Origin of the sequence: Streptomyces sp. NPDC101490 (assembly GCF_044767145.1) — a bacterium.
Lineage (GTDB): Bacteria > Actinomycetota > Actinomycetes > Streptomycetales > Streptomycetaceae > Streptomyces.
The window spans coordinates 156,554-177,031 of sequence record NZ_JBIWNI010000010.1; the positions used below are offsets into that span (position 1 = coordinate 156,554).

The window sequence follows — 20,478 nt, forward strand, 5'->3', positions numbered from 1 at the left end:
GTGCCCCGGCCCCGCGCCGCACCACCGCTACCGCCCTTCCCAGGGCCGCTCTGCCCAGGACCGCCCTTCCCAGGACCGCGCCCCCGTCGCCGTCCCGGTCCCAGGCCTCGACCGGAGGCGGCCTTCCGCCCGCGCCGAGCGCGCCCCGCTCCGGGTCCCCGTGGACCCGCGCGCCGGCGACTGGGCCCCCGCCGCGCCGCACCGGGCGCCCGCCCGATGACCGAGACCGCACGCGGGAGCCGCCCCGAACCCGAGCCCGAGGCGGTGCGGGGAGCCGCGCCCGGAGCCGCGCGGGAAACCGCCGTCCAGGCCCTTCCCGAGGCCGCGTCCACGGCCCTGCCGGAAGCCGTGCCACCCGCCTCACCGTCCGCACCGCACATGCTGCCCGCGCGGCACGTACAGCACATGCAGCCCTCACCGTCCTCACAGCCCGCACCGCCCGTGCTCGCGGTCGACGCCGCCACCGTCGTCCGCGAGGGCGACACCCTTCTCGACGAGGTCACCCTCACGGTCCGGCCGGGAGAGCACTGGGCGCTCCTCGGCGCCAACGGCGCGGGCAAGACCACCCTCCTCGGCCTCCTCGGCGCCCTGACCCACCCCACCCGGGGCCGGGTCGAGGTCCTCGGCCGCAGGCTCGGCCGGGTGGACCTCCGCGAACTGCGCACCCTCATCGGCCACGTCACGCCCCGGCACCCGCTGCGCTCCGCCCTCACCGTCCGGGACGTCGTCCTCACCGGGGCCACCAACTCGGTGGAACGTCCCCCGCGCTGGACGCCCACCCCCGAGCAGGAGGAGCGCGCGGACCGGCTGATCGGGACCCTCGGACTCGACGCCCGACGGGCCGCCCGCTGGCCGACCCTCTCCCAGGGGGAGCGCGGCCGGGCCCTCATCGCCCGCGCCCTGATGCCCGAGCCCCGGCTGCTCCTCCTCGACGAACCCGCCACCGGGCTCGACCTCCCCGGCCGCGAGCGCCTGCTCGACGCCCTCGACGCGCTCGGTGCCGAACACCCCGACCTCGCGACGGTCCTGGTGACCCATCACCTGGAGGAACTGCCCTCCGGCACCACGCACGCCCTGCTCCTGCGCGGGGGCCGGGTCCTCGCCTCGGGCCCCGTCGGCCGGGTGCTCACCGGCGAGCGGGTCGGCGCCTGCTTCGGACTGCCCCTCGCCCTCGAACGGCACGGCGGCCGGTGGAGCGTGCGGACCTCGCGGCCCGCCGGGCTCACGCCGGTGACGTCAGCTTCTCCCGTACCGCGTCCAGGTACTCCGCCACCGCGTCCCGGTTCCGGGTGAGGCACCGGATGCGCTCGGTCATCCGGTCCCGCTCCTCCTCCAGGGTGGCCAGCATCTCCGGGGTCGCGTCGGGGAAGTGGATGATCCGGGGCTTGTTCAGACAGGGCAGGATCTGCTTGATCAGCCGGGTCGGCAGGCCCGCGTCGAGCAGGCCCCTGATCTGGAGGACCCGGTCCACGTTCGAGGGGTCGTAGACCCGGTAGCCGTTCGGCAGCCGGTCCGTGACGATGAGGCCCTGCTCCTCGTAGTAGCGCAGCAGCCGACGCGGTGTGCCGGTGCGCTCCGACAGTTCCCCGATCCGCATGGGACGCCCCCTCCCGGGACTCGCTTGACCCTCACATCAATGTGAGGGTCTGAGCATAGATCCATGGCCAACCACCCGGGGGCGTCGGCCCGTTCCGACGCGTCCCCCGTCCCCCGTACCCCCGTCCCCGCCGATCCCGGCACACCCGCGCGGCCCGCCGGACCCGGCACGCCCCCCGGATCCACCACACCCCCCGCCCCCTCCGGCGGGCTGCCGTTCGCCGCGCTGCTCGCCCTCGCCACCGCCGTCTTCGTCACCAGCCTCACCGAGACCCTCCCCGCCGGGCTCCTGCCCGCGATGAGCGCGGGGCTCGGCGTCGGCGAGGCGGCGGCGGGCCAGACGGTCACCGTCTACGCCCTCGGCACGGCCCTCACCGCCGTGCCGCTGGCCGCCCGTACCGCAGGGGTGCGCCGCAAGCCGCTGCTCCTCGCCTCGGTCGCCGGATTCGCCGCCGCCAACACGGTCACCGCCGTCTCCTCGTCGTACGCCCTCACGCTGGGAGCCCGGTTCCTCGCCGGGGTCGCGGCGGGCGTGGCCTGGGCGCTGCTCGCCGGATACGCCCGCCGGATCGCGCCCCCGCACCTCCAGGGACGGGCCGTCGCCGTCGCGATGACCGGCATCCCGCTGGCGCTCTCGCTCGGCGTCCCGGCGGGCACCTTCCTCGGCGAGGCGGTCGGGTGGCGCGCCGCGTTCACCGCCATGACCGTGATCGCCGCCGGACTCCTCGGCTGGATCGCGCTCGCCGTCCCCGACCTGCCCGGCGGAGCCCGGGGCGGACGCGCCCCGGTGGCCCGCACCCTGCGGGTGCCCGGTGTGCTCCCCGTCCTGGCCGTGACCTTCACCCTGGTCCTCGCCCACACCGTGCTCTACACCTACGTCGCCGCCTATCTGGCCCACCTCGGTCTGGGCGGCTCCACCGGGCTCGTCCTGCTGGTCTTCGGCGCCGCCTCCCTTGCCGGGATCTGGTTCACCGGCCGTCACATCGACCGCAGACCACGGGCGCTGACCCTCGCCGGAACGTTCCTTTTCGCGGCCGGGGCCGCCGGGCTCGCCGCACCCGCCGCCGGTACCGCCCTCGTCCTGACCGCCGCCGCGCTCTGGGGCCTCGGCTGGGGCGGAGCCCCGGCCCTCCTCCAGACCGCCGTCGCGGAGGCGGGCGGCGAGCACGCCGACACCGCCCAGACGATGCTGGTCAGCCTCTGGAACGCGGCCATGGCGGCGGGCGGCCTCGCCGGAGGCGTCCTGCTCGACGGCCTCGGCGCGGGCACCCTGCCCTGGAGCGTGCTCCTGCTCCTCGTACCCGTCGCCGCGCTCGTCACCGGCGCCCGCGTCCACGGCTTCCCCGCCCGCCGGTGACCCGACCCGCCGACGGCCCCACCCGTCGGCGACCCCGCTCCGGGCATGCGGAGGCCCCCGTCGCCCGGTGCGACGGGGGCCGTTCCCCGTTAGGGCCCCGCAGGGCCGGTCAGACGGCCGGAGGCACCCGGGAGGGGCGTCCTGAGCCCCGCGTCAGCGCGTAGCCGCCGATGCCCGCGAGCGCGGCGAGGACCGCGCCCGCGCCGGTCCACAGCCAGCGGTCGGACCACCAGCCGGAGGACCAGCCGTCCTCCGGGGCCGCCGCCTCGACGGCCGTGGTCCGGCCGGCCTCGGTCTCCACCTCCGCCAGGTCCGCGGTGGTCGCACCGGGCACCAGCGGCGCGGCGAGCGAGCCGTCCGTGGCGTGGGCACCGCTCCTGTCGAGGGTGGTCACCCCGATCCGGGCGGTGAACGGCTGGCCCAGGTCCTCGTCGGGCAGCGCGCTCACCGTCAGCCGCACGTAGTAGCTGCCCGGCAGCGGATCGTTCGCCCAGGCGTCGGCGGAGGCGCGGACCGGCCGCAGCACACAGGCCAGCTCCACCGTCGCCGTCTCCTTCGCGGCGGTGCGGGACTGGACGCCGTACATGCACGGCTGACGCCGCCGCAGACCGTCGTACACATCGATCCGCCAGGTGGCGGGGCCGCGCCGCAGGGCCGCGTCGGGCAGCGTGACGGAGGCGTTCACCGTCGGCCGCTGCCCGGTGTCCGCCGGGAACACCCAGTACAGGTAGTCGCCCGAGGACCCCTCGGCGGTCGCCTGCTGACCGGGCAGGAACCGGGCCGCCGTGCGGAACGTGGTGCCCGCCTCGGTCGGTCCCGCCGTGTCCCCTCCCGGGCTCGCCGACGCGGACGGGGAGTCGGCGAGGGCCGTCGGGGACACCGGGCCGAGCAGCGCCGCGCCCGCGAGCGCGGCCGTGACGAGCGTGCGGACGGTACGCATCAGTTGGTCCTCCAGAGAGCGACGCGCCAGCGGGACAGCCAGCCCCAGATCAGACCGGCGAGGAAGCCGACGACGACCAGCGTGCCGAGCAGCCACCAGCCGCGCCCGAGACCGTACGCGGCCACGTCCGACGCGGCCGAGGGACCGTCGACGACGTCCACGGTCAGCTCGATCGGCATCCCCGGGGCGGTCTTCACCGACGGGGGAGCGGAGAAGGAGTTGCTGACCTGGAGACAGACCGTCTCGGCGGCGGGCTTCGCGTCACCGGGACCGTCGTCCAGATCCGGCTTCGGGTAGCGCAGCCCCGTCGAGATCACGTCCGTGCGCCCGTCGCCCGCCTCCGAGCCGCGCACGATCTCCCGGCCGCGCAGGGTCACGGCGCGCAGCAGCACCCCGTAGTCGTTGTTGACCGCGCGGTCGGCGGAGACGCTGACGGAGGCCCGCAGTTCCTGGCCGGGCAGCAGGTCCACCCGGTACCAGCGGTGCTGGCCGAAGGACTCGCGGTCGGTGTAGAGACCGGGCTTGAGCGGAGGGGCGTCGGCGCACCGCGCGGTGCCCTCAGTGGCCACCGGGACGACCACCGGGTCGGCGGCCCGGTCGACGAGCTGCCGCACCCGGCGGGACAGGTCCTCGGTGCGGTGGACGGAGGTGTACGTGCCTCCGGTCGCCTCCGCGATGCAGGTCAGCTGCGCCCGGGTCTTGGCGTCCGGGACCAGACCCAGGGTGTCGATGACGAGGTGGATGCCCTTGGCCGCGATCTCCCGGGCCACCTGGCAGGGGTCGAGCGGGGCGCAGGTGTCCTCGCCGTCCGTGATGAGCACGATCCGGCGGGTCGCGTCACCGCCCTCCAGGTCCTTCGCCGCGCCGAGCAGCGCGGGACCGATCGGGGTCCAGCCGGTCGGGGCGAGGGTGGCGACGGCGGCCTTGGCCTCGGTCCGGTCGAGCGGCCCCACCGGGTACAGCTGCCGGGTGTCCTTGCAGCCGCGCTTGCGGTCCTGGCCCGGGTAGTCCGCGCCCAGGGTGCGGATGCCGAGTCTGACCTCCTCGGGCACCGCGTCGAGGACCTCGTTGAAGGCCTGCTTGGCCGCCGCCATGCGGGACTTGCCGTCGATGTCGCGGGCCCGCATGGAGCCGCTGACGTCGAGGACCAGCTCGACCTTGGGGGATTCCTTCGCCACCGGCTCGTCGGCGGACGCGCTCGTGGGCGTGAGCGCGACGCTCAGGGCGGCGAGCAGCGCGCAGGCCCCGGTCGCCAGCCGTTTTCTCGTGATCATCGCCGGATCGTATTGATGATCCTCGGACAATCCAAAACCGGGCTGGCCGGAGGGCTCTGAAAGAGGGTCAGCGGTGCTCGGGGTTGGCGAACTCCGGGCGGCACCCGGCGTCCCACTCCGCCCGTACGTTCCCGTACGCGGGAATGCCGCCGGTCCGCTTGAGCAGCCCGGCCAGATGCATCAGGTTCCAGGCCATGAACGTGGTGTTGCGGTTGGTGAAGTCGTTCTCCGGGCCGCCGGAGCCGGGGTCCAGGTACGAGGGCCCCGGGCCCGCCTCCCCGATCCAGCCCGCGTCCGCGCCCGGCGGCACCGCGTACCCCAGGTGCTGGAGGCTGTACAGGACGTTCATCGCGCAGTGCTTCACCCCGTCCTCGTTGCCGGTGATGAGACAGCCCCCGACCCGCCCGTAGTAGGCGTACTGCCCGGAGTCGCCGAGGAGTCCCGAGCAGGAGTACAGCCGCTCGATGACGCGCTTCGTCACGGAGCTGTTGTCGCCCAGCCAGATCGGGCCGCACAGCACCAGGATGTCGGCGGCCATCACCCGTGCGTACAGCTCGGGCCAGGCGTCCGACGCCCAGCCGTGCTCCCTCATGTCCGGCCACACGCCCGGCGCGAGGTCCAGGTCCACCGCCCGCACGACCGAGGTCGTCACGCCCTGCGCCTCCATGACGGACCGGCTGCGTTCGACGAGCCCGTCGGTGTTGCTGACCTCGGGGGAGCGCTTCAGGGTGCAGTTGACGTAGAGCGCGCTGAGATCGTCGTACCGGTACGGGGGCGATGCGGGCACGGTCATCTGCGCTCTCCTCGGGGGACGGGGTCCGGGACGGGGCCGCCCCCAGCCTGTCCGGCACCCCGCCACCGGGCCACTCCGGCACGCCCGAACGCATGAGGGCGCGGCCAGGGCGTGCGGGGTGCCGGGTGCGGGCGTGGGGCGGTCCGGAGGGGCCGGGGCGCGGGTGTGCGGCGGATCGGGGGCGGTGCCGGACCGGGTCCAGGGTGGTCCGGGAGGCGGCGGTTTCCGGCCCGTCCCCGTCCGCCCGGCGGGGAGCGGCGGCCCCCGCCGGGCGGGACCCTTCCACCGGGGGCGGGCGGGGCCGGGTGGCGCCGCCGTGCCGCCGTGCGCCGTTTCCCGCGCTGGTGAGCGGGCGCCCGGGTCCGGTGCGCCCCCGCGCGCCGCACTCCCGGGCGCCGTCCTCGTGGGTGATCGGGTCAAGTTCCGCGCGGTTCCGGCCGCAGGACCCGGTGGCGTGTACCAGCCACGAAGCGCCGCCCCGGGACCGTACTACCGTGCACGGGCCATGTCCCGCCCCCGCCCGGCGCGGTGAAACCGCCCTCGCCCGGTGCAGTGACAGGGGAGAGAACCGTATGCCGTCCTCCATGCCCCATCTCCGGCACGACTTCGCGGCGTCCCTCGTCGTCTTCCTGGTGGCCCTGCCCCTCTGCATAGGCGTGGCCGTCGCCTCCGGCGTCCCCGCCGAACTCGGTCTGATCACCGGCATCGTCGGCGGTCTCGTCACCGGCCTGATGCGCGGCAGCAGCCTCCAGGTGTCCGGCCCGGCCGCCGGGCTCACCGTGCTCGTCCTCGAAGCGGTCCGGACCCTCGGGGTCGCCGTGCTGGGCCTCGCCGTCCTCCTCGCGGGCCTCCTCCAGATATGCATGGGCCTGCTGCGGTGGGGCCGTTGGTTCCGGGCCATCTCCCTCTCCGTGGTCGAGGGGATGCTGGCGGGGATCGGCCTCGTCATCGTCGCGGGCCAGCTGTACACCGCCGCCGGTGTCGTCGCCCCGGCCACCGGCCTGGACCGGATCGCCGGCCTTCCGGGCGCGCTGGCGCGGGTGCTGACCGACACCGACGCCCTGGCGCCGCTCGCCGTCGCCACCGGCACGGTCCTGGTGATCGTCGGCTGGCGGTACGCACCGCGCCGGGTCCGCGCGGTGCCGGGGGCGCTGGTCGCGATCGTGCTCGCGGCCCTGGCGACCGCCCTGTTCGGACTGCCGGTGGTGACCGTGCGGATCGACGGGGTGCTGGCCGCCGTCCGTCCGCCGGGCGATGAGGCCTTCGCCGCGTTCGGCGACCTCGCGCTGTTCGGCACGGCCCTGGCCTTCGCGCTGATCGCCTCCGCCGAGTCGCTGTTCGGCGCGGCGGCGGTGGACCGGCTGCACGACGGGCCCCGTACCGACTACGACAAGGAACTGGTCGCCCAGGGCGTCGGCAACACGGTCTGCGGTCTGCTCGGCGCCCTCCCCATGACGGCGGTGGTCGTGCGCAGCGCGGCCAACGTGCGGGCGGGGGCCAGGACGAGGGCGGCCCGGGTGCTGCACGGGCTGTGGCTGCTGCTGTTCGCGGCGCTGCTGCCCGCGACCCTGCGGTTCGTGCCGGTCGCGGCGCTCGCCGGGGTCCTGGTCCACGCGGGCTGGAAGCTGATCCCGTTCGGGCGGGTGGCCGCGCTGTGGCGGGGCCACCGGGGAGAGGCGTTCATCCTGGTGGTGACGGCGCTGGCGATCGTCTCGGTCAGCATGCTCGAAGGGGTCCTGGTCGGGCTCGCGCTCTCCGTGGGCAAGGCCGCGTGGGACGCCTCCCATCTGCGGGCGGTCCGCACCGACGACGGGTTCGGCCCGGTGCGGGTCTCCCTGTCGGGGAACGCGAACTTCCTGCGGCTGCCGAAGATGCTCGACGCCCTGGAGTCGCTGCCGAAGGACCGGCCGGTCGAGCTGGACCTCTCCGGGCTCCACCAACTGGACCACGCCTGCCGGGCGGCCCTGGAGTCCTGGGCCGCCCGGCACTGCGCCGCCGGACCGGAGGCCGTCAGCCTCCACGCGCTGCCGGAGCACCGCCCCGCCGCCGACGGCGAACAGGTCGGGGCGGTGCCGTGAGCCGCTACCAGATCGCCTCGACCCACTCGGGGTGGTCGATGAACGGGTTCCGGTTGCCCTGGTAGGTGGTGAAGACCAGGTCGTTGCGGCGCTCCTCGAAGGCGCTCGGCGGGTCCTGCTCGTTCCACTGCTTCAGGACCGAGAGACGGCCGTGCAGCGGGACGCTGCCGTTGCTGGTCGACTCGTTGGGCTCCAGGTCGGCCCAGCCGTCGCCGCCCTCGTAGCGGACGGCCATGTAGAGGATCATCCGGGCGACGTCGCCCTTGTCGGCGTCGCGCGGCTCGAAGGAGTCGGCGTCGGTGTAGCTGCCGGGTGCGCCGCCGACCGGGCTGCCGCCCTTGTCGAAGTCCTTGTTGCCCCGGGTGCTGTTGACCTGGACGTCGGCCGCGCGCAGATGGTGGAGGTCGGTGCCGGGCCCGGCGGAGGTGCCGAAGCCGCCGTGGGACTGGGGCCAGGTGTGCTCGCGGTTCCAGTTGCCGACGTTACCGCCGTTGAGGCTCTTGCTCCGCGAGGTGCCGCTGTAGAGCAGGATGACGTTGTTGCTGTTGGCGGGGTCCTGGTCGGTGGCCTTGAGCGCGTTCCAGACGGCGTCGTAGGAGATCTTCGTGGTGCCGGTGCTGATGATGGTGTGCAGCGAGGACTTGAGGCTCGTACCTGTCTTGCCGACGGCGTTCTTGTAGTAAGTGGTGTCGTACGCGGTGGTGGTGGCGTTCGCGGGAGTCGCGGTGACCGCGGGGAGCGTGACGCCGACGAGGGCGGCGGCGACGGCCGTCGCCCACACCTTCACTCTGCCGATCCGCACAACGGACATGGGGGGCCCTTTCCCGGGGACGGTACGCGCGGGACGGCGGGAGCGGGCTCGACGCCCCCGCTGTCTACGCGTGTTGACTTTGTGTCACCGGGAGAGTCGCACACGTCAGGTACCTGACATGTAACGGTGAGGAGGCTGTTCCATGACGTTCCGGCATCGGGCGGAACCCGTCGCCCGCTGTGAGAGGTATCGGGCGGAACCCGTCGCCCCCGCTGTGAGAGGTATCAGGCGGAACCCGTCGCCACCCACCGCGAGAGGTCCCGTCCGCGCGGCGCCCGCCGGTCCGCCCGCCAGCCCCGCGACGACGGGGAAACCCCTGCTCCGGTCAGCGGGCCGGCGGTGTCCGCTCAGCCGCCCCGGACGTCCACCGGCATCCCCTTCGGCTCCTTGATCCGCTTCATGATGATCTGCGAGTTGACCTCCGTGACCCCCGCCAGGGTCGTCAGCCGCTCGATCCACAGCCGCTCGTACGCCGCGAGGTCCGCCACCGCGATCCGCAGCAGGCAGCCGGGGCTCCCGAACAGCCGGTACGCCTCGATCACGTCCGGCACGTCCTGGAGCGCCGCCTCGAACGCCTCCACCGTCTCGCGGTCCCGGCGCACCTCCACCGAGACCAGGACCTCGAAGCCCCGCCCCACCGCCGCCGGGTCGATGACCGCCCGGTACCCCCGGATCACCCCGTCCTGCTCCAGCTGGCGCACCCGGCGCAGACAGGGCGAGGGGCTGAGGCCCACCCGCTGGGCCAGCTCCTGGTTGCTCAGCCGTCCGTCGTCCTGGAGCTCACGCAAGATGTGGAGATCAATTCGGTCCATGACGCAATCATCTACCACGATGAAACAATTCAGCGGGCAATTTAGCAATCGTCTGGCGCGCCCTCTCACCTATCGTTGCGGGGCCAGACGAATTCGGTACGGAACGAGGGCAGCGGGCATGAAGCGGACGAACGACGGGGGAGCGCGCCGGATCGTCGTCATCAGCACCGGCGGCACCATCGCCAGCCGCTGGCAGGGCACCGGCTACGCCGCCGACGCCTCGGGCGACGACGTCCTCGCCACCGCGCCCCTCCCCGAGGGCGTCACCGTCGAGGTCGTCGACCTGTTCAACGTCAACAGCTCCCGGATGACGGCGGCCCACCAGCTCGCCCTGCTGCGCACCGTCCACGAGACCCTCGCCGACCCCGGCGTCGACGGTGTCGTCATCACCCACGGCACCGACACCCTGGAGGAGACCGCCTTCCTCCTGGACCTCCACCACGCGGACCCCCGCCCGGTCGTCCTCACCGGCGCCCAGCGGCCCTTCGGCACCGGAGACGGGGACGGCCCCGGCAATCTGTACGACGCGCTCCAGGTCGCCTCCACCGTCAGGGACCTCGGCGTCCTCGTCGTCTTCGACGGGCGCGTCCACGCGGCCCGGGGCACGGTCAAGACCCAGACCCTGGCCGCCGACGCCTTCTCCGACCCCTCCGCCGCGCGCCTCGGCCGCGTCGGGTTCTCCCGGGTGGACATCGCCCGGCGGCCCCGGCGCCCGGAGCCGCTGCCGCTGCCCGCCGCCGCGCGCACCGCGAGCCCCGGGGACCCCGGCGCCGCCCGGCTGCCCCGCGTGGACATCGTCACCCACCACTCCGGCGGCGACACGGTGCTCCTTGAGGCGGCCCTCGCCGCGGGCGCCCGTGGGATCGTCCTGGAGGCCACCGGGGCGGGCAACGCCACCCCGGAGATCGTCGAGGCCGTCGCCGGCGCCGTCGCCCGGGGCGTCCTCGTCGCCGTGACCACCCGGGTCCCCGCCGGACCCCTCGCCGAGATCTACACCGGCGGCGGAGCCGTCGACCTCGTCGCCGCCGGGGCGCTCCTCACCGGAACCCTGCGGGCCGCGCAGGCCAGGATCGCGGTCCTCGCCGCGCTCCTCGCCGAAGGTGAGCACTCCGGGACGGATTCAGCGGTGGCCGACTCCACCGGGGCCGAGGCCACCGAGGCCGGAACCGACTCCGCCGGGGCCGGGCGCCCCGGAGCCAAGGCCTCCGCGACCGGCCCCGCCCGGAGCGCGGCCCTGCTGCGCCGCCTCCTCGACGGACCGGTCCGCGACGAACCGGCCACGGCCGCCGACGCCTCCGGCCCGGCCGCCCTCACCGCCCTCACGGCGTCGGGCCCGGCCGTCACCGCCCGCGCCTGACGCGGTACGACCACCCCCGAACCCCGGCTCGCGGACGGCGCCCCCAGGCCCGCCCGCGGGCCGGAGCCATGTCCCGGACCCGCCGCCGAACCGGTCCGCACCTCCCCGACGGACGTAAGTTACCCGTCGGTTTCTCGTGACTTCCCCGACCGCCGACAGTAGAACGTGTTCCCATTCGCTCACGAGTGAGGGGCATCACATGAGTGGAAATCCTCTGTCGGACATGGAGAGCAGCGGTGTAAGCCGCCGCCGTTTCCTCGCCGGAACAGGTTCTCTTCTCGGGGCCGCAGCCCTGGCCGGCACCATCACCTCCGCGCAGGCCGACACCGGCCCCACCGCGATCCCCACCTCCCCCCTCCCCACCGGCACACACGTTCCCGCCCTCGTGATCGGCACCGGATACGGCGGCTCCGTCGCCGCGCTCCGGCTCGCCCGCGCGGGCGTGGACGTGCACATGGTCGAGATGGGCATGGCCTGGGATACCCCGGGACCGGACGGCAAGATCTTTGCCAACACCACCCGCCCCGACTACCGCTCCTTCTGGCTGCGCACCCGCACCAAGCAGCCCCTCAGCAACTTCCTCGGCTTCCCCCTCGACAAGGACGTGCCCCGCCACACCGGCATCCTCGACGCCGAGGACTTCGCCGGGATCACCGTCTACCAGGGCCGGGGCGTCGGCGGGGGCTCCCTCGTCAACGGAGGCATGGCCGTCACCCCGCGCCGGGAGAACTTCGCCGCCATCCTCCCGACCGTCGACACCGCCGAGATGTACGCCACCTACTACCCGCGCGCCAACGCCGGACTCGGCGTCACCTCCGTCGACCGGACCTGGTGGGAGAACGCCTCCTGCTACCAGTACGCCCGCGTCGGCCGCAAGCACGCCGAACGCTCCGGCTTCCCCTTCGTCTTCGTGCCCAACGTCTACGACTGGGACTACATGAAGCAGGAGGCCGCCGGAGCCGTACCCAGGTCGGCCCTCGACGGCGAGGTCATCTACGGCAACAACGCGGGCAAGAAGAACCTGCAGAAGACCTACCTCGCCCAGGCCGCGGCCACCGGCCGCGTCGCCGTCACGGCGCTCCACAAGGTCACCTCCGTCACCCCGGCGCCCGGCGGCGGCTACACCGTCGCCGTCGACCAGATCGACACCACCGGCGCCACCCTCACCAGCAAGACCGTCACCGCCGACAAGGTCTTCTTCGCCGCCGGGAGCGTCGGCACGAGCAAGCTCCTCACCCGGCTGAAGGCCACCGGAGCGCTCCCCGCCCTCAACGACCAGATCGGCAAGGGCTGGGGCGACAACGGCAACGTCATGTGCGGCCGCGCCAACCACATGTGGGACGCGACCGGCAAACTCCAGTCCGCCATGCCCACCGCGGGCATCGACAACTGGGACGCGGGCGGAGCCTTCGCCGAGGTCGCCCCGCTGCCCACCGGCATCGAGACCTACGCCTCGTTCTACCTCTCCATCACCAAGACACCGCACCGGGCCGAGTTCACCTGGAACCCGGCCACCGGCACGGTGGACCTCAACTGGGACCGGGCCTGGAAGCAGACCTCCATCGACGCGGCGAAGACCATCTTCGACAAGATCAACGCCAAGGAGGGCACGATCTACCGCACCGACCTCTTCGGCCTCTACAAGATCTGGGGCGACCACCTCACCTACCACCCGCTCGGCGGCGCCGTCCTCGACCGCGCGACCGACAACCACGGACGCCTCCACGGCTACGACGGGCTGTACGTCATCGACGGCGCGCTGATCCCCGGCAACACCAGCGTCAACCCGTTCGTCACCATCACGGCCCTCGCCGAACGCAACATCGAACGGATCGTCGCCGAGGACTTCTGAACCGTGCCCCCACCCCGTACGCCCGAGGGGCCGGCCGGACACCCGGCCGGCCCCTCCGCCGCGCCCCTCAGTGCGTCGGCAGCACACACACCTCGTCCAGGCCCAGCACCCGGTTGAGCCGCCCGAACGCCAGCCACGACCCCAGACTCATCGTCAGTTCCACGATCTCGGCCTGGCTGTAGCACCCCGTCATGCGCGCCCAGAACTCCTCGTCCAGACCGTGGTGGTCCAGCGCGTACCGCTCCGCGTACTCGGCGGCCAGCCGGGTCCGCTCGTCGAAGGACTCCGAGACCTCCGTCTCCCGCCAGGCGGCGACGACCGTGTCGAACCCCTCCTCGACCTTCACCCCGTCCCGGTCCGTACGCCAGTCCAGACAGAAGCCGCAGCCGTTGATCTGCGCGATCCGCAGCCGCGCCGCCTCGAACTCGCGCAGCCCCAGCGTCGTATGGGCGTACACCGACAGCGAGAAGTTCGCCGCCGCCGTCCCGATCTCCGGCACCATGTCGCCCCACACGTACCCGATCGGCTCCTGGCCCTCGGGAATGTCGATGATCACCGTGCGCTCCTTCCCAGTCTGCCCACCGCCGGACGCAGCGGCACGTCCAGCGCGTCGTACAGTCCCGGCTCCGCCGCCACCAGCCAGTCGATCGCCCCGACGAGCCGACCCACCGCCGTCGCGTTCCCGCCCGCCGACCGGTTCTCGCCCTCGGCCGTCGCCGCCACCGTCACCTCGATCCGGGGACTCCCCTCGACGATCACCCGGTGCGCCCCCGCCCCGTCCGGCGGCACCGGCCAGTCCGGCGCGCAGGAGGGATGGATGCGGGTCACGTGCTCGATCACGATCCGGGGCTCCCCGCCGACGATCCCCTGCACCTCGAACCGGATCGCCCCCTGCGTCCCCGCCTCGAACACCCCCATCGTGCGGGTCTCCACGGTCGACTCCAGCGGACGCCGGTCCACCGTCTCGCGGATCTCCTCGACCTCGGCGCCCAGCGCGCGGGCCATCAGCCGCACCTGCCCGCCCCACACCATCGTCGGCACCGAGGGGAGCAGCATCGGAGGCTCGTACGCCAGCGGGCGGCCCATCCCGATCAGGTCCCGGACCGACTCCTCCTGCTCGTACGTCGAGTAGTCGAAGATCTCCTGGCAGCGGATCACGTCCACCGTGCTCCCCAGACCGCTCACCAGCAGCGGCAGCACGTCGTTGCCCCAGCCCGGGTCCACCCCCGACACGAAGAGCGAGCCGCCGCCCTCGGCGACCGACGCGAGGACCGGCTCGCGGAACTCGGGCGGCGCGTTGCGCTGGTCGTACAGCGGGTACAGCGCGGGGGTGACGACCACCGCCCCGCCGCGCACCGCCCGCGCCACGTCCTCCAGGGCCCCGTCCGGCCGGGTGTCGCCGGACGCCGCGTACACCACCGCCCCCGGGCGTCCGCCCAGGACCGCGCCGACGTCGTCGACGGCCGTCACCCCGAGGTCGTGACCGAGCCCCGCGAGACGGCCCGCGTCCCGTCCCACCTTCGCCGGATCGGCGACCAGCACAGCCGCCAGCTCCAGCCCTGGATGGGCGTCCACGGCCCGGATCGCCGCGCGCCCGACATTCCCGGTACCCCACACCACCGTCCGAATCATGCGCGGAGGGTAGCGCCGGGCCGCGGAGGTTCCCAGACCCGCGCCGACCAGATCTGACGAATCGTCAGAATGCTTGTCCGTGACCGGAGTCCGTCACCCCAGCCGCAGCGTCACGAACGCCACGGTGTCACCCGGCAGGACGTACCGCTCCACCTCGGTGAAACCCCGTGCCGACGCGAACCGCAGCCCCTCCCCGCTGGACGCGAGCACCACCGTCTCCACCCCGTCGCCGCCCAGCGTCCGGGCGTGCGCGAGGCCCCGCTCGTACAGCGCCGTCCCGAACCCCCGCCCCCGGAAACCGGGCAGCGTCCGGGCGATCACGGTCGCCGCCGGGGTCTCCCCGTCCGGCGGGCGCACCGTCGAACAGCCCATCACGGACGGGTCAACCCCTTTCGGCCCCGTACGGAGGTCCCGTACGGAGGCCTCTACGGAAGGCCCGTACGCGGCTCCCGGGCGGCCCTCCCCGAACGGACGCGCCCGGACGGGTGAGGGCATCGGCGCTCCGGCAGGGCCCCACGGCGAGCGGGTACGGATCGCTGCACCGCCCCCCGGCCAGGAGGAACCGTCATGTCCGTCCGCGAGGGCGTCCCCGCCCTGCTGAGCACCGGCACGCTGTGCGCGGCCCTGCTGCTCACCGGCTGTGCGGTCACCGCGCCGTCCGTCCCCGTCGTCCCCGCCGTCACCGTGCCCGCCGCCGGGGACGCCCGCCCCGAACCCGCGCACCCGGGCGCCCCGGGACAGCGGGCCCCCGCCCCCCGGCTGCCCGGCATCGGCCCGGTGACCCAGGCGCTCGTCCCCGACGGCACCACCCAGGCGCTCGTCGTCACCGGTGCCACCGCCGACTCGTCCAGCTCCACGGCGACCCTCTACGAGCGGGGGCCCGAGGGACCCTGGACCCTCACGGGGGGCCCGTGGCCCGCACACAACGCGCTGCGCGGCTGGACCTCCGACCACAGCGCGGGGGACCTGCGCACCCCGATCGGCGTCTTCCGGCTCGGTGACGCGGGAGGCCGGCTCCCCGACCCCGGCGCCCGTCTCCCGTACGACCAGGACGAGCAGTTCGCGATCAGCGGCACCGGATTCGGCGGCGAACCCCTCGAAGGCTCCTTCGACCACGTGATCGCCATCGACTACAACCGCGTCCCCGGCCGCACCCCGCTCGACAAGGAACGCCCCCTCGGTGACGGGAAGGGCGGCGGTGTGTGGATCCACGTCGACCACGGCGGCCCCACCCAGGCGTGCGTCGCCCTGGACCGCGAGTCGCTCAGGGACCTGCTCCGCGCCCTCGACCCGGTGCGGGAACCCGTCGTGGTGATGGGCCCGGCCCCCGAACTCGTCCTCTGACGAGGCGCACGACCGGGACGTGCCGCCGAAGGCGATGCCCCGTCCCCCGGCCGTCCGTACCCGTCCGGGGCCCCAGGGCCTCACGCGGAGGCCCGGTGGGAAAGGCGGACCGGAGCGGTCGGCGGTGACCCGGGCCCGAGCTGGGGCCCGAACCCGAACCGGAGCCCGCGCCGGGCGGCGGCGGCCTTCCGCCGTCCCCGCCTGGCCCCGGCTCCCGTGGGATCACTCGCCCGGTGGACCCGACCGCCCCGTGAGGTCACTTCCCCCCGGTGGACCCGACCGCTCCGTGGAACGCGCCCGTGTGGGCGCGGACCTGCTCCGGCGTCAGATAGGCGTCGGTGTACTCGAAGTCCTTCAGCGTCCCCGACCGCGTCGACAGGAACCCGGTCCGCACGTAGTCGTCCCCGGCGACCGCGTTCAGCAGCCAGTTCGTCATCACCCGGGTCTTCGCCACGTTCGTCCGCAGCGCCGCCCAGTGGTAGGCGCGGGCCACGGCCTGCGCGGGCATCCCGTGCAGCTCCACGCCGAGCGGCTTGGACACCCCGTCCATCCCGCCGAGGTCGACCACGAGCCCCAGGTCCTTGTGCCGGTAGGGGTGCGTCGGCTCCCCGCGCAGCGTCGCCACCAGATTGTCCGCGACGGCCTTCCCCTGCCGCATCGCGTGCTGCGCGGTCGGCGGGCAGATCGCCCCCTCGTCGCCCTTCGCGAGGTCCGGCACGGCCGCCGCGTCACCGAGCCCCCACACCCCGTCCAGACCGGGCACCGCCATCTCCGCCGAGACGACGAGCCGACCCCGGAAGGTCTCCGCGTCGAGCGTCCCGATCAGCGGGCTCGCCGCCACCCCGGCCGTCCAGATCAGGGTCCGGCTCGGCAGCACCCGCCCGTCGGTGAGCGTCACCGCCTCGTCGTCCACCGACGCCACCGACACCCCGAGCGACACCTCGATGCCCCGCCGGGTGAGGATGTCCGTCGCGGCGGCGCCCAGCTTGTCGCCCAGCTCCGGCATGAGCTTGGGCGCGATGTCCACCAGATGCCACTTGATCAGCTTCGGGTCGAGCCTCGGGTACCGCTTGACCGCGTTGGCGGTGAGCAGCTGGAGGCAGGCGGCCGTCTCGGTGCCCGCGTAGCCGCCGCCGACCACCACGAACCGCAGCCGGGACGCCCGCTCCTCCTCGTCGTTGCTCGCGTCCGCCAGGTCCAGCTGGGCGATGACGTGGTCACGGATGTACGTGGCCTCCGCCAGCGTCTTCATCCCGCGCGCGTGCTCGGCGAGCCCGGGGATGTCGAAGCTGCGGGTGACGCTGCCGGGCGAGAGCACCAGATGGTCGTACGGCTCCGTCACGTACTCCCCGGCGATGGTCCGCACCACACAGACCTTCGCCGCCGTGTCCACCCCCACCACACCGCCCGGCACGATCCGGGTCCGGTGCCGCTCGCTGCGCCGCAGCGACAGCGCCACCGACTGGGGGGTCAGCACCCCGGCCGCCACCTGGGGGAGCAGGGGCAGGTACAGCTGGTACGAGAACGGCGAGAGCAGGGCCAGCTGCGCCTCCCGCTCGGTGAGCCGCCGTTCCAGGCGCCGCACACAGGCCACTCCGGCGAAACCGGCGCCCACCACGAGAATCCTCGGTCGCGTCACGCTGTCCGCCTTCCGTCTGCCGTAAGGGCGTGCGAGGTGCCCTGAAATATGGCTGAGTATCGCTATGTGGCAATTTTTCGCTGACTATCCGTGGTTCACCCTTTTTATCGTCATTGCGGCTGGATCGCTCTTCGGCATGGTCCGCTTCGGGCCGGTGAAGCTCGGGGCCGCGGGGGTGCTCTTCGTCGGGCTGCTCCTCGGGGCGCTCGACCCGGACATCGGTGCGGCCGTGCCCGCGGGGCTCCCGGTGCTCGGCCTCGCCCTGTACGTGTACACCGTCGGTCTGGAGGCCGGACCGGCCTTCTTCCGGGAACTGCGGCCCCAGCTCGCGGTGATGACCGGAGCCGTCGCCGCCCTCGTCGTGACCGCCCTCGTCGTCGGTGTCCTCGGCAACAAGGTCTTCGGCATCTCGGGCCCCTTCCTCGCGGGCGGCTACGCGGGCATCGGCACGACCACACCCGGCCTCGCCGCCGCCCAGGCGTCCTCGGCGGACCCGGCCCAGGCCGCCACCGGTTACGCGATCGGCTACCCCCTCGCCGTCGTCCTCACCATCCTCTTCGTCGCGGCCGTCGCCGCCGTCCGCGACTGGCCCGGCCGCCGCGACCCGGGCACCGGACTCCCGAAGGAACTCATCACCCGGACCGTGGACGTGACCCGTCCGGTCGTCTGGGCCGACGTCCCCGGTTCCACCGACGGACGCCTCCTCGTCAGCGTGCTGCGGCCCGACGGCGGCGCGACCCGGGTCGCCCTCGCCCCCGGCGCCTTCGCCCCCGGCGACCAGGTCGTCCTGGTCGGCGGACCCGAAGCGGTCGCCGCCGGGATCGCCGCGCTCGGCAGCGAGTCCCCGGCCCATCTCCTCGACCGGCGCGATGTCGTCGACTACCGGCGCGTCCTGCTCACCAACCCCGACCTCGCGGGCCGCACCGTCGCCGAACTCGACCTCGGGAAGCACTACGGGGCCAAGGCCACCCGCGTCCGGCGGGGCGACCAGGACCTGCTGGCCGACGAGGACCTGCTGCTCCAGCTCGACGACCGCGTCCGGGTCGTCATGCCCAGGGAGCGGACCTCCGAGGTGACCGCCTTCCTCGGTGACACCGAGGCCAAGGTCAGCGAGGTCAGCGCCGTCAGCATGGGCCTCGGGCTCGCCGCCGGTTTCCTCATCGGCATCCCCAAGCTCACCCTCGGCTCCACGGTCCTCTCCCTCGGCACCGCCGCCGGGCCCCTCGTCATGGCCATGATCCTCGGCCGGGTGCGTCGCACCGGCCCCCTGGTGTGGGTGCTGCCGACCCGGGCCAACCTCACGCTCCGCCAGATCGGCCTGCTGATCTTCCTCGCCTGCGTCGGACTCACCTCGGGCTACGCCTTCCGCCGTGACGCCTTCTCCCTCTTCGGCCTCAAACTGCTCGTCGTGCTCTTGGTCAGCGCGGTCCTGAGCTACGGCCTGATGCTCCTGGTCGCCCGGCTCCTCGGCCAGAGCCGACCCCGCACGATGGGCCTCCTCGCCGGGTACGTGGGCAACCCGGCCATCACCTCGTACGCCAACAGCCGGGTCTCGGACAGCCGGGTCAACACCGGGTACGCGACCCTGTTCGCCCTCGCGATCCTGGTCAAGATCGTCTGCATCCAGCTGATCGTGGGCCTCTGACCCTCCGGCGGAGCCCCGCGAGCCCCGGGGCCCCGCGCGCCGGAGGACCGGGAAGTCCCCGTGCGCCGGGGCACCATGGGCTGGCAGGCCGCGGCCCCGGGGCCCCGGGGCCGTGTGCGTCAGAGGATCACGACGCCCAGCGGCCGGGAGCCCGCGGGCAGCCGGCGCGTGTCGCCCGAGGCGAGGTCGACGACGCTCAGGCCGTCCCAGTAGCCGTCCCGGGTGAACCCGCCCGTCACATAGGCGGTACGGCCGTCGGCGGAGACGGCCACGTCCTCGTGGGGACCCTCCAGGGGGTAGACCCGCTCGGTCCCGTCGGGCTTGCGCACCGTGAGGGACGGGCCCCGGTCCTCGGCCGGGTCGATGGGACCCGTACCCACCGCGAACAGCGTCCCGTCGGCGGTCACGACCGCGCCGTGCTGATGCGTGTCCGCCGTCATCGGCTCGATCACGGTCCGTCCGGTCCGGGGGTCCACCACCGCGAGCCGCTCGCCCTCGAAGGGCAGCAGCAGCTTCCCGTCGGACGGCCGCACGGCCGCGTAGTGCGGCTTCAGCCAGGAACCGAGCCCGCCCTCGGTGCCGTACGGGGCGACCTCCACGCGCCGGGACTCCAGCGTCCCCGCCGTGACGACGGTGACGTCGAAGGAGTCGTGGTTCGTCGCGTACACCTCCCGGCCGTCCCGCGACACGTCCACGTCGAAGGGGCGGCGGCCCACCGGCACGGTGTCCGTGACCCGCAGCGCCGTCGTGTCCACGACCTCCAAGACGCCGTTCCCGCCCGGCACGTTGACCCCCACGTAGACCCGGCGCCCGTCCGGCGCGAGCGCGATGCCCATGCCTCCGCCCCGGTACTCGCCGGTCGTCACGGGCCCGGAGTCCGTCTCGTACGGGACGAGCGCGAGCCGCTGCCGGGTCAGGGTGTCCACCACCGCCACCCCCTCGGCGGTCGCCACCCAGGCCCGCCCGTCCCCGCCCACGACGAGGCCGTACGGCGCGGTGCCGACCCGCACGGAGCCCGTGGCACCCTTCGCCGGATCGACGAACGTCACCGTGTCGGCGCCGAAGTCGGCGACGAGCAGCGAGCCGGACACGGGCCGGGCGGATGCCCCCGGCACCGTCGGCCCGCCGGAGGCGGGCGCGCCCGGGGGCGGCACGGCGGGGGAAGACCCCGTCGGTGCCGAGGCCCCCGCCGTGCCGGTCCCCTCGGACGCCCCGGCGCACCCGGCGAGCAGGACGACGGACACCGCCGCCGGGACGAGCACCCGGGCGGAACGGGACACACGGCGGAACTTCGGCATGACGGGACTCCTCGGTCGGGCGGACACGGGCGGACACGGGCGGACACGTC

General features: G+C 74.0%; 18 protein-coding genes. 7 read left to right on the plus strand and 11 right to left on the minus strand.

Annotation, left to right across the window (positions count from 1 at the left end; all coding sequences use genetic code 11):
* Positions 1 to 405: 405 nt before the first annotated feature.
* Positions 406 to 1,293 (plus strand): ABC transporter ATP-binding protein, encoded by an 888-nt coding sequence (locus ACIRQY_RS20430; protein ID WP_403927723.1) that lies wholly within the window; start codon positions 406 to 408, stop codon positions 1,291 to 1,293.
* Here the strand turns inward: ACIRQY_RS20430 and ACIRQY_RS20435 are convergent.
* A complete protein-coding gene (locus ACIRQY_RS20435) occupies positions 1,223 to 1,597 on the minus strand; it encodes a MerR family transcriptional regulator (protein WP_351785077.1) in 375 nt (124 codons plus the stop codon). The two genes, ACIRQY_RS20430 and ACIRQY_RS20435, sit on opposite strands and share 71 nt — an antisense overlap.
* 63 nt (positions 1,598 to 1,660) lie before the next feature.
* Here ACIRQY_RS20435 and ACIRQY_RS20440 point away from each other — a divergent pair, with 63 nt between their 5' ends.
* On the plus strand, positions 1,661 to 2,953 hold the full coding sequence (locus ACIRQY_RS20440; RefSeq protein ID WP_403927615.1) for an MFS transporter: 1,293 nt from the start codon (positions 1,661 to 1,663) through the stop codon (positions 2,951 to 2,953).
* 109 nt (positions 2,954 to 3,062) lie between these two features.
* Here ACIRQY_RS20440 and ACIRQY_RS20445 read toward each other — a convergent pair whose 3' ends face one another.
* The 3 genes from ACIRQY_RS20445 to ACIRQY_RS20455 all read right to left on the minus strand — a co-directional run bounded on the left by ACIRQY_RS20445 (position 3,063) and on the right by ACIRQY_RS20455 (position 5,960).
* Positions 3,063 to 3,893, minus strand: coding sequence for a hypothetical protein (locus ACIRQY_RS20445; RefSeq protein ID WP_403927618.1), 831 nt, complete (start codon positions 3,891 to 3,893; stop codon positions 3,063 to 3,065).
* The gene (locus ACIRQY_RS20450) at positions 3,893 to 5,167 is read right to left on the minus strand and encodes a VWA domain-containing protein (protein WP_403927621.1); all 1,275 of its coding nucleotides are present in this window, start codon (positions 5,165 to 5,167) and stop codon (positions 3,893 to 3,895) included. The genes ACIRQY_RS20445 and ACIRQY_RS20450 overlap by 1 nt, the downstream gene beginning before the upstream one ends.
* Before the next feature lie 67 nt (positions 5,168 to 5,234).
* Positions 5,235 to 5,960 (minus strand): flavodoxin family protein, encoded by a 726-nt coding sequence (locus ACIRQY_RS20455; RefSeq protein WP_351785068.1) that lies wholly within the window; start codon positions 5,958 to 5,960, stop codon positions 5,235 to 5,237.
* Between the two features lie 572 nt (positions 5,961 to 6,532).
* Here ACIRQY_RS20455 and ACIRQY_RS20460 point away from each other — a divergent pair.
* Positions 6,533 to 8,038, plus strand: coding sequence for a SulP family inorganic anion transporter (locus ACIRQY_RS20460; RefSeq protein ID WP_403927624.1), 1,506 nt, complete (start codon positions 6,533 to 6,535; stop codon positions 8,036 to 8,038).
* A gap of 4 nt (positions 8,039 to 8,042) precedes the next feature.
* On the opposite strand, the gene ACIRQY_RS20465 is transcribed toward ACIRQY_RS20460, so the two are convergent.
* Positions 8,043 to 8,849, minus strand: a complete 807-nt coding sequence (locus ACIRQY_RS20465) for an endonuclease I family protein (RefSeq protein WP_403927627.1) — start codon at positions 8,847 to 8,849, stop codon at positions 8,043 to 8,045.
* Between the two features lie 347 nt (positions 8,850 to 9,196).
* The gene (locus ACIRQY_RS20470; RefSeq protein ID WP_351785059.1) at positions 9,197 to 9,661 is read right to left on the minus strand and encodes an Lrp/AsnC family transcriptional regulator; all 465 of its coding nucleotides are present in this window, start codon (positions 9,659 to 9,661) and stop codon (positions 9,197 to 9,199) included.
* Between the two features lie 118 nt (positions 9,662 to 9,779).
* Between ACIRQY_RS20470 and ACIRQY_RS20475 the strand changes: the two genes are divergently transcribed.
* Positions 9,780 to 11,018 carry an asparaginase gene (locus ACIRQY_RS20475; protein ID WP_403927630.1) on the plus strand — a complete coding sequence of 413 codons (1,239 nt, stop codon included), beginning with the start codon at positions 9,780 to 9,782 and terminating at the stop codon, positions 11,016 to 11,018.
* 199 nt (positions 11,019 to 11,217) lie between these two features.
* Positions 11,218 to 12,870 carry a GMC oxidoreductase gene (locus ACIRQY_RS20480; RefSeq protein ID WP_403927633.1) on the plus strand — a complete coding sequence of 551 codons (1,653 nt, stop codon included), beginning with the start codon at positions 11,218 to 11,220 and terminating at the stop codon, positions 12,868 to 12,870.
* 67 nt (positions 12,871 to 12,937) lie between these two features.
* On the opposite strand, the gene ACIRQY_RS20485 is transcribed toward ACIRQY_RS20480, so the two are convergent.
* The 3 genes from ACIRQY_RS20485 to ACIRQY_RS20495 form a co-directional block, all read right to left on the minus strand.
* Positions 12,938 to 13,426 (minus strand): carboxymuconolactone decarboxylase family protein, encoded by a 489-nt coding sequence (locus ACIRQY_RS20485; RefSeq protein ID WP_351785051.1) that lies wholly within the window; start codon positions 13,424 to 13,426, stop codon positions 12,938 to 12,940.
* On the minus strand, positions 13,423 to 14,502 hold the full coding sequence (locus ACIRQY_RS20490) for a dihydrodipicolinate reductase (RefSeq protein ID WP_403927636.1): 1,080 nt from the start codon (positions 14,500 to 14,502) through the stop codon (positions 13,423 to 13,425). The genes ACIRQY_RS20485 and ACIRQY_RS20490 overlap by 4 nt, the downstream gene beginning before the upstream one ends.
* 93 nt (positions 14,503 to 14,595) lie before the next feature.
* Positions 14,596 to 14,877 carry a GNAT family N-acetyltransferase gene (locus ACIRQY_RS20495; RefSeq protein WP_403927639.1) on the minus strand — a complete coding sequence of 94 codons (282 nt, stop codon included), beginning with the start codon at positions 14,875 to 14,877 and terminating at the stop codon, positions 14,596 to 14,598.
* Positions 14,878 to 15,069: 192 nt separating this feature from the next.
* Here ACIRQY_RS20495 and ACIRQY_RS20500 point away from each other — a divergent pair, with 192 nt between their 5' ends.
* Entirely contained in the window at positions 15,070 to 15,846 is a 777-nt protein-coding gene (locus ACIRQY_RS20500) for a hypothetical protein (protein ID WP_403927642.1), read from the plus strand.
* 256 nt (positions 15,847 to 16,102) lie between these two features.
* Here the strand turns inward: ACIRQY_RS20500 and ACIRQY_RS20505 are convergent, their stop codons facing one another.
* A complete protein-coding gene (locus ACIRQY_RS20505; RefSeq protein ID WP_403927644.1) occupies positions 16,103 to 17,485 on the minus strand; it encodes an NAD(P)/FAD-dependent oxidoreductase in 1,383 nt (460 codons plus the stop codon).
* A gap of 64 nt (positions 17,486 to 17,549) precedes the next feature.
* Between ACIRQY_RS20505 and ACIRQY_RS20510 the strand changes: the two genes are divergently transcribed.
* Positions 17,550 to 19,130, plus strand: coding sequence for a TrkA C-terminal domain-containing protein (locus ACIRQY_RS20510; RefSeq protein WP_351785039.1), 1,581 nt, complete (start codon positions 17,550 to 17,552; stop codon positions 19,128 to 19,130).
* Between the two features lie 119 nt (positions 19,131 to 19,249).
* Here the strand turns inward: ACIRQY_RS20510 and ACIRQY_RS20515 are convergent, their stop codons facing one another.
* On the minus strand, positions 19,250 to 20,428 hold the full coding sequence (locus ACIRQY_RS20515) for a hypothetical protein (protein ID WP_403927647.1): 1,179 nt from the start codon (positions 20,426 to 20,428) through the stop codon (positions 19,250 to 19,252).
* Positions 20,429 to 20,478 lie beyond the last annotated feature (50 nt).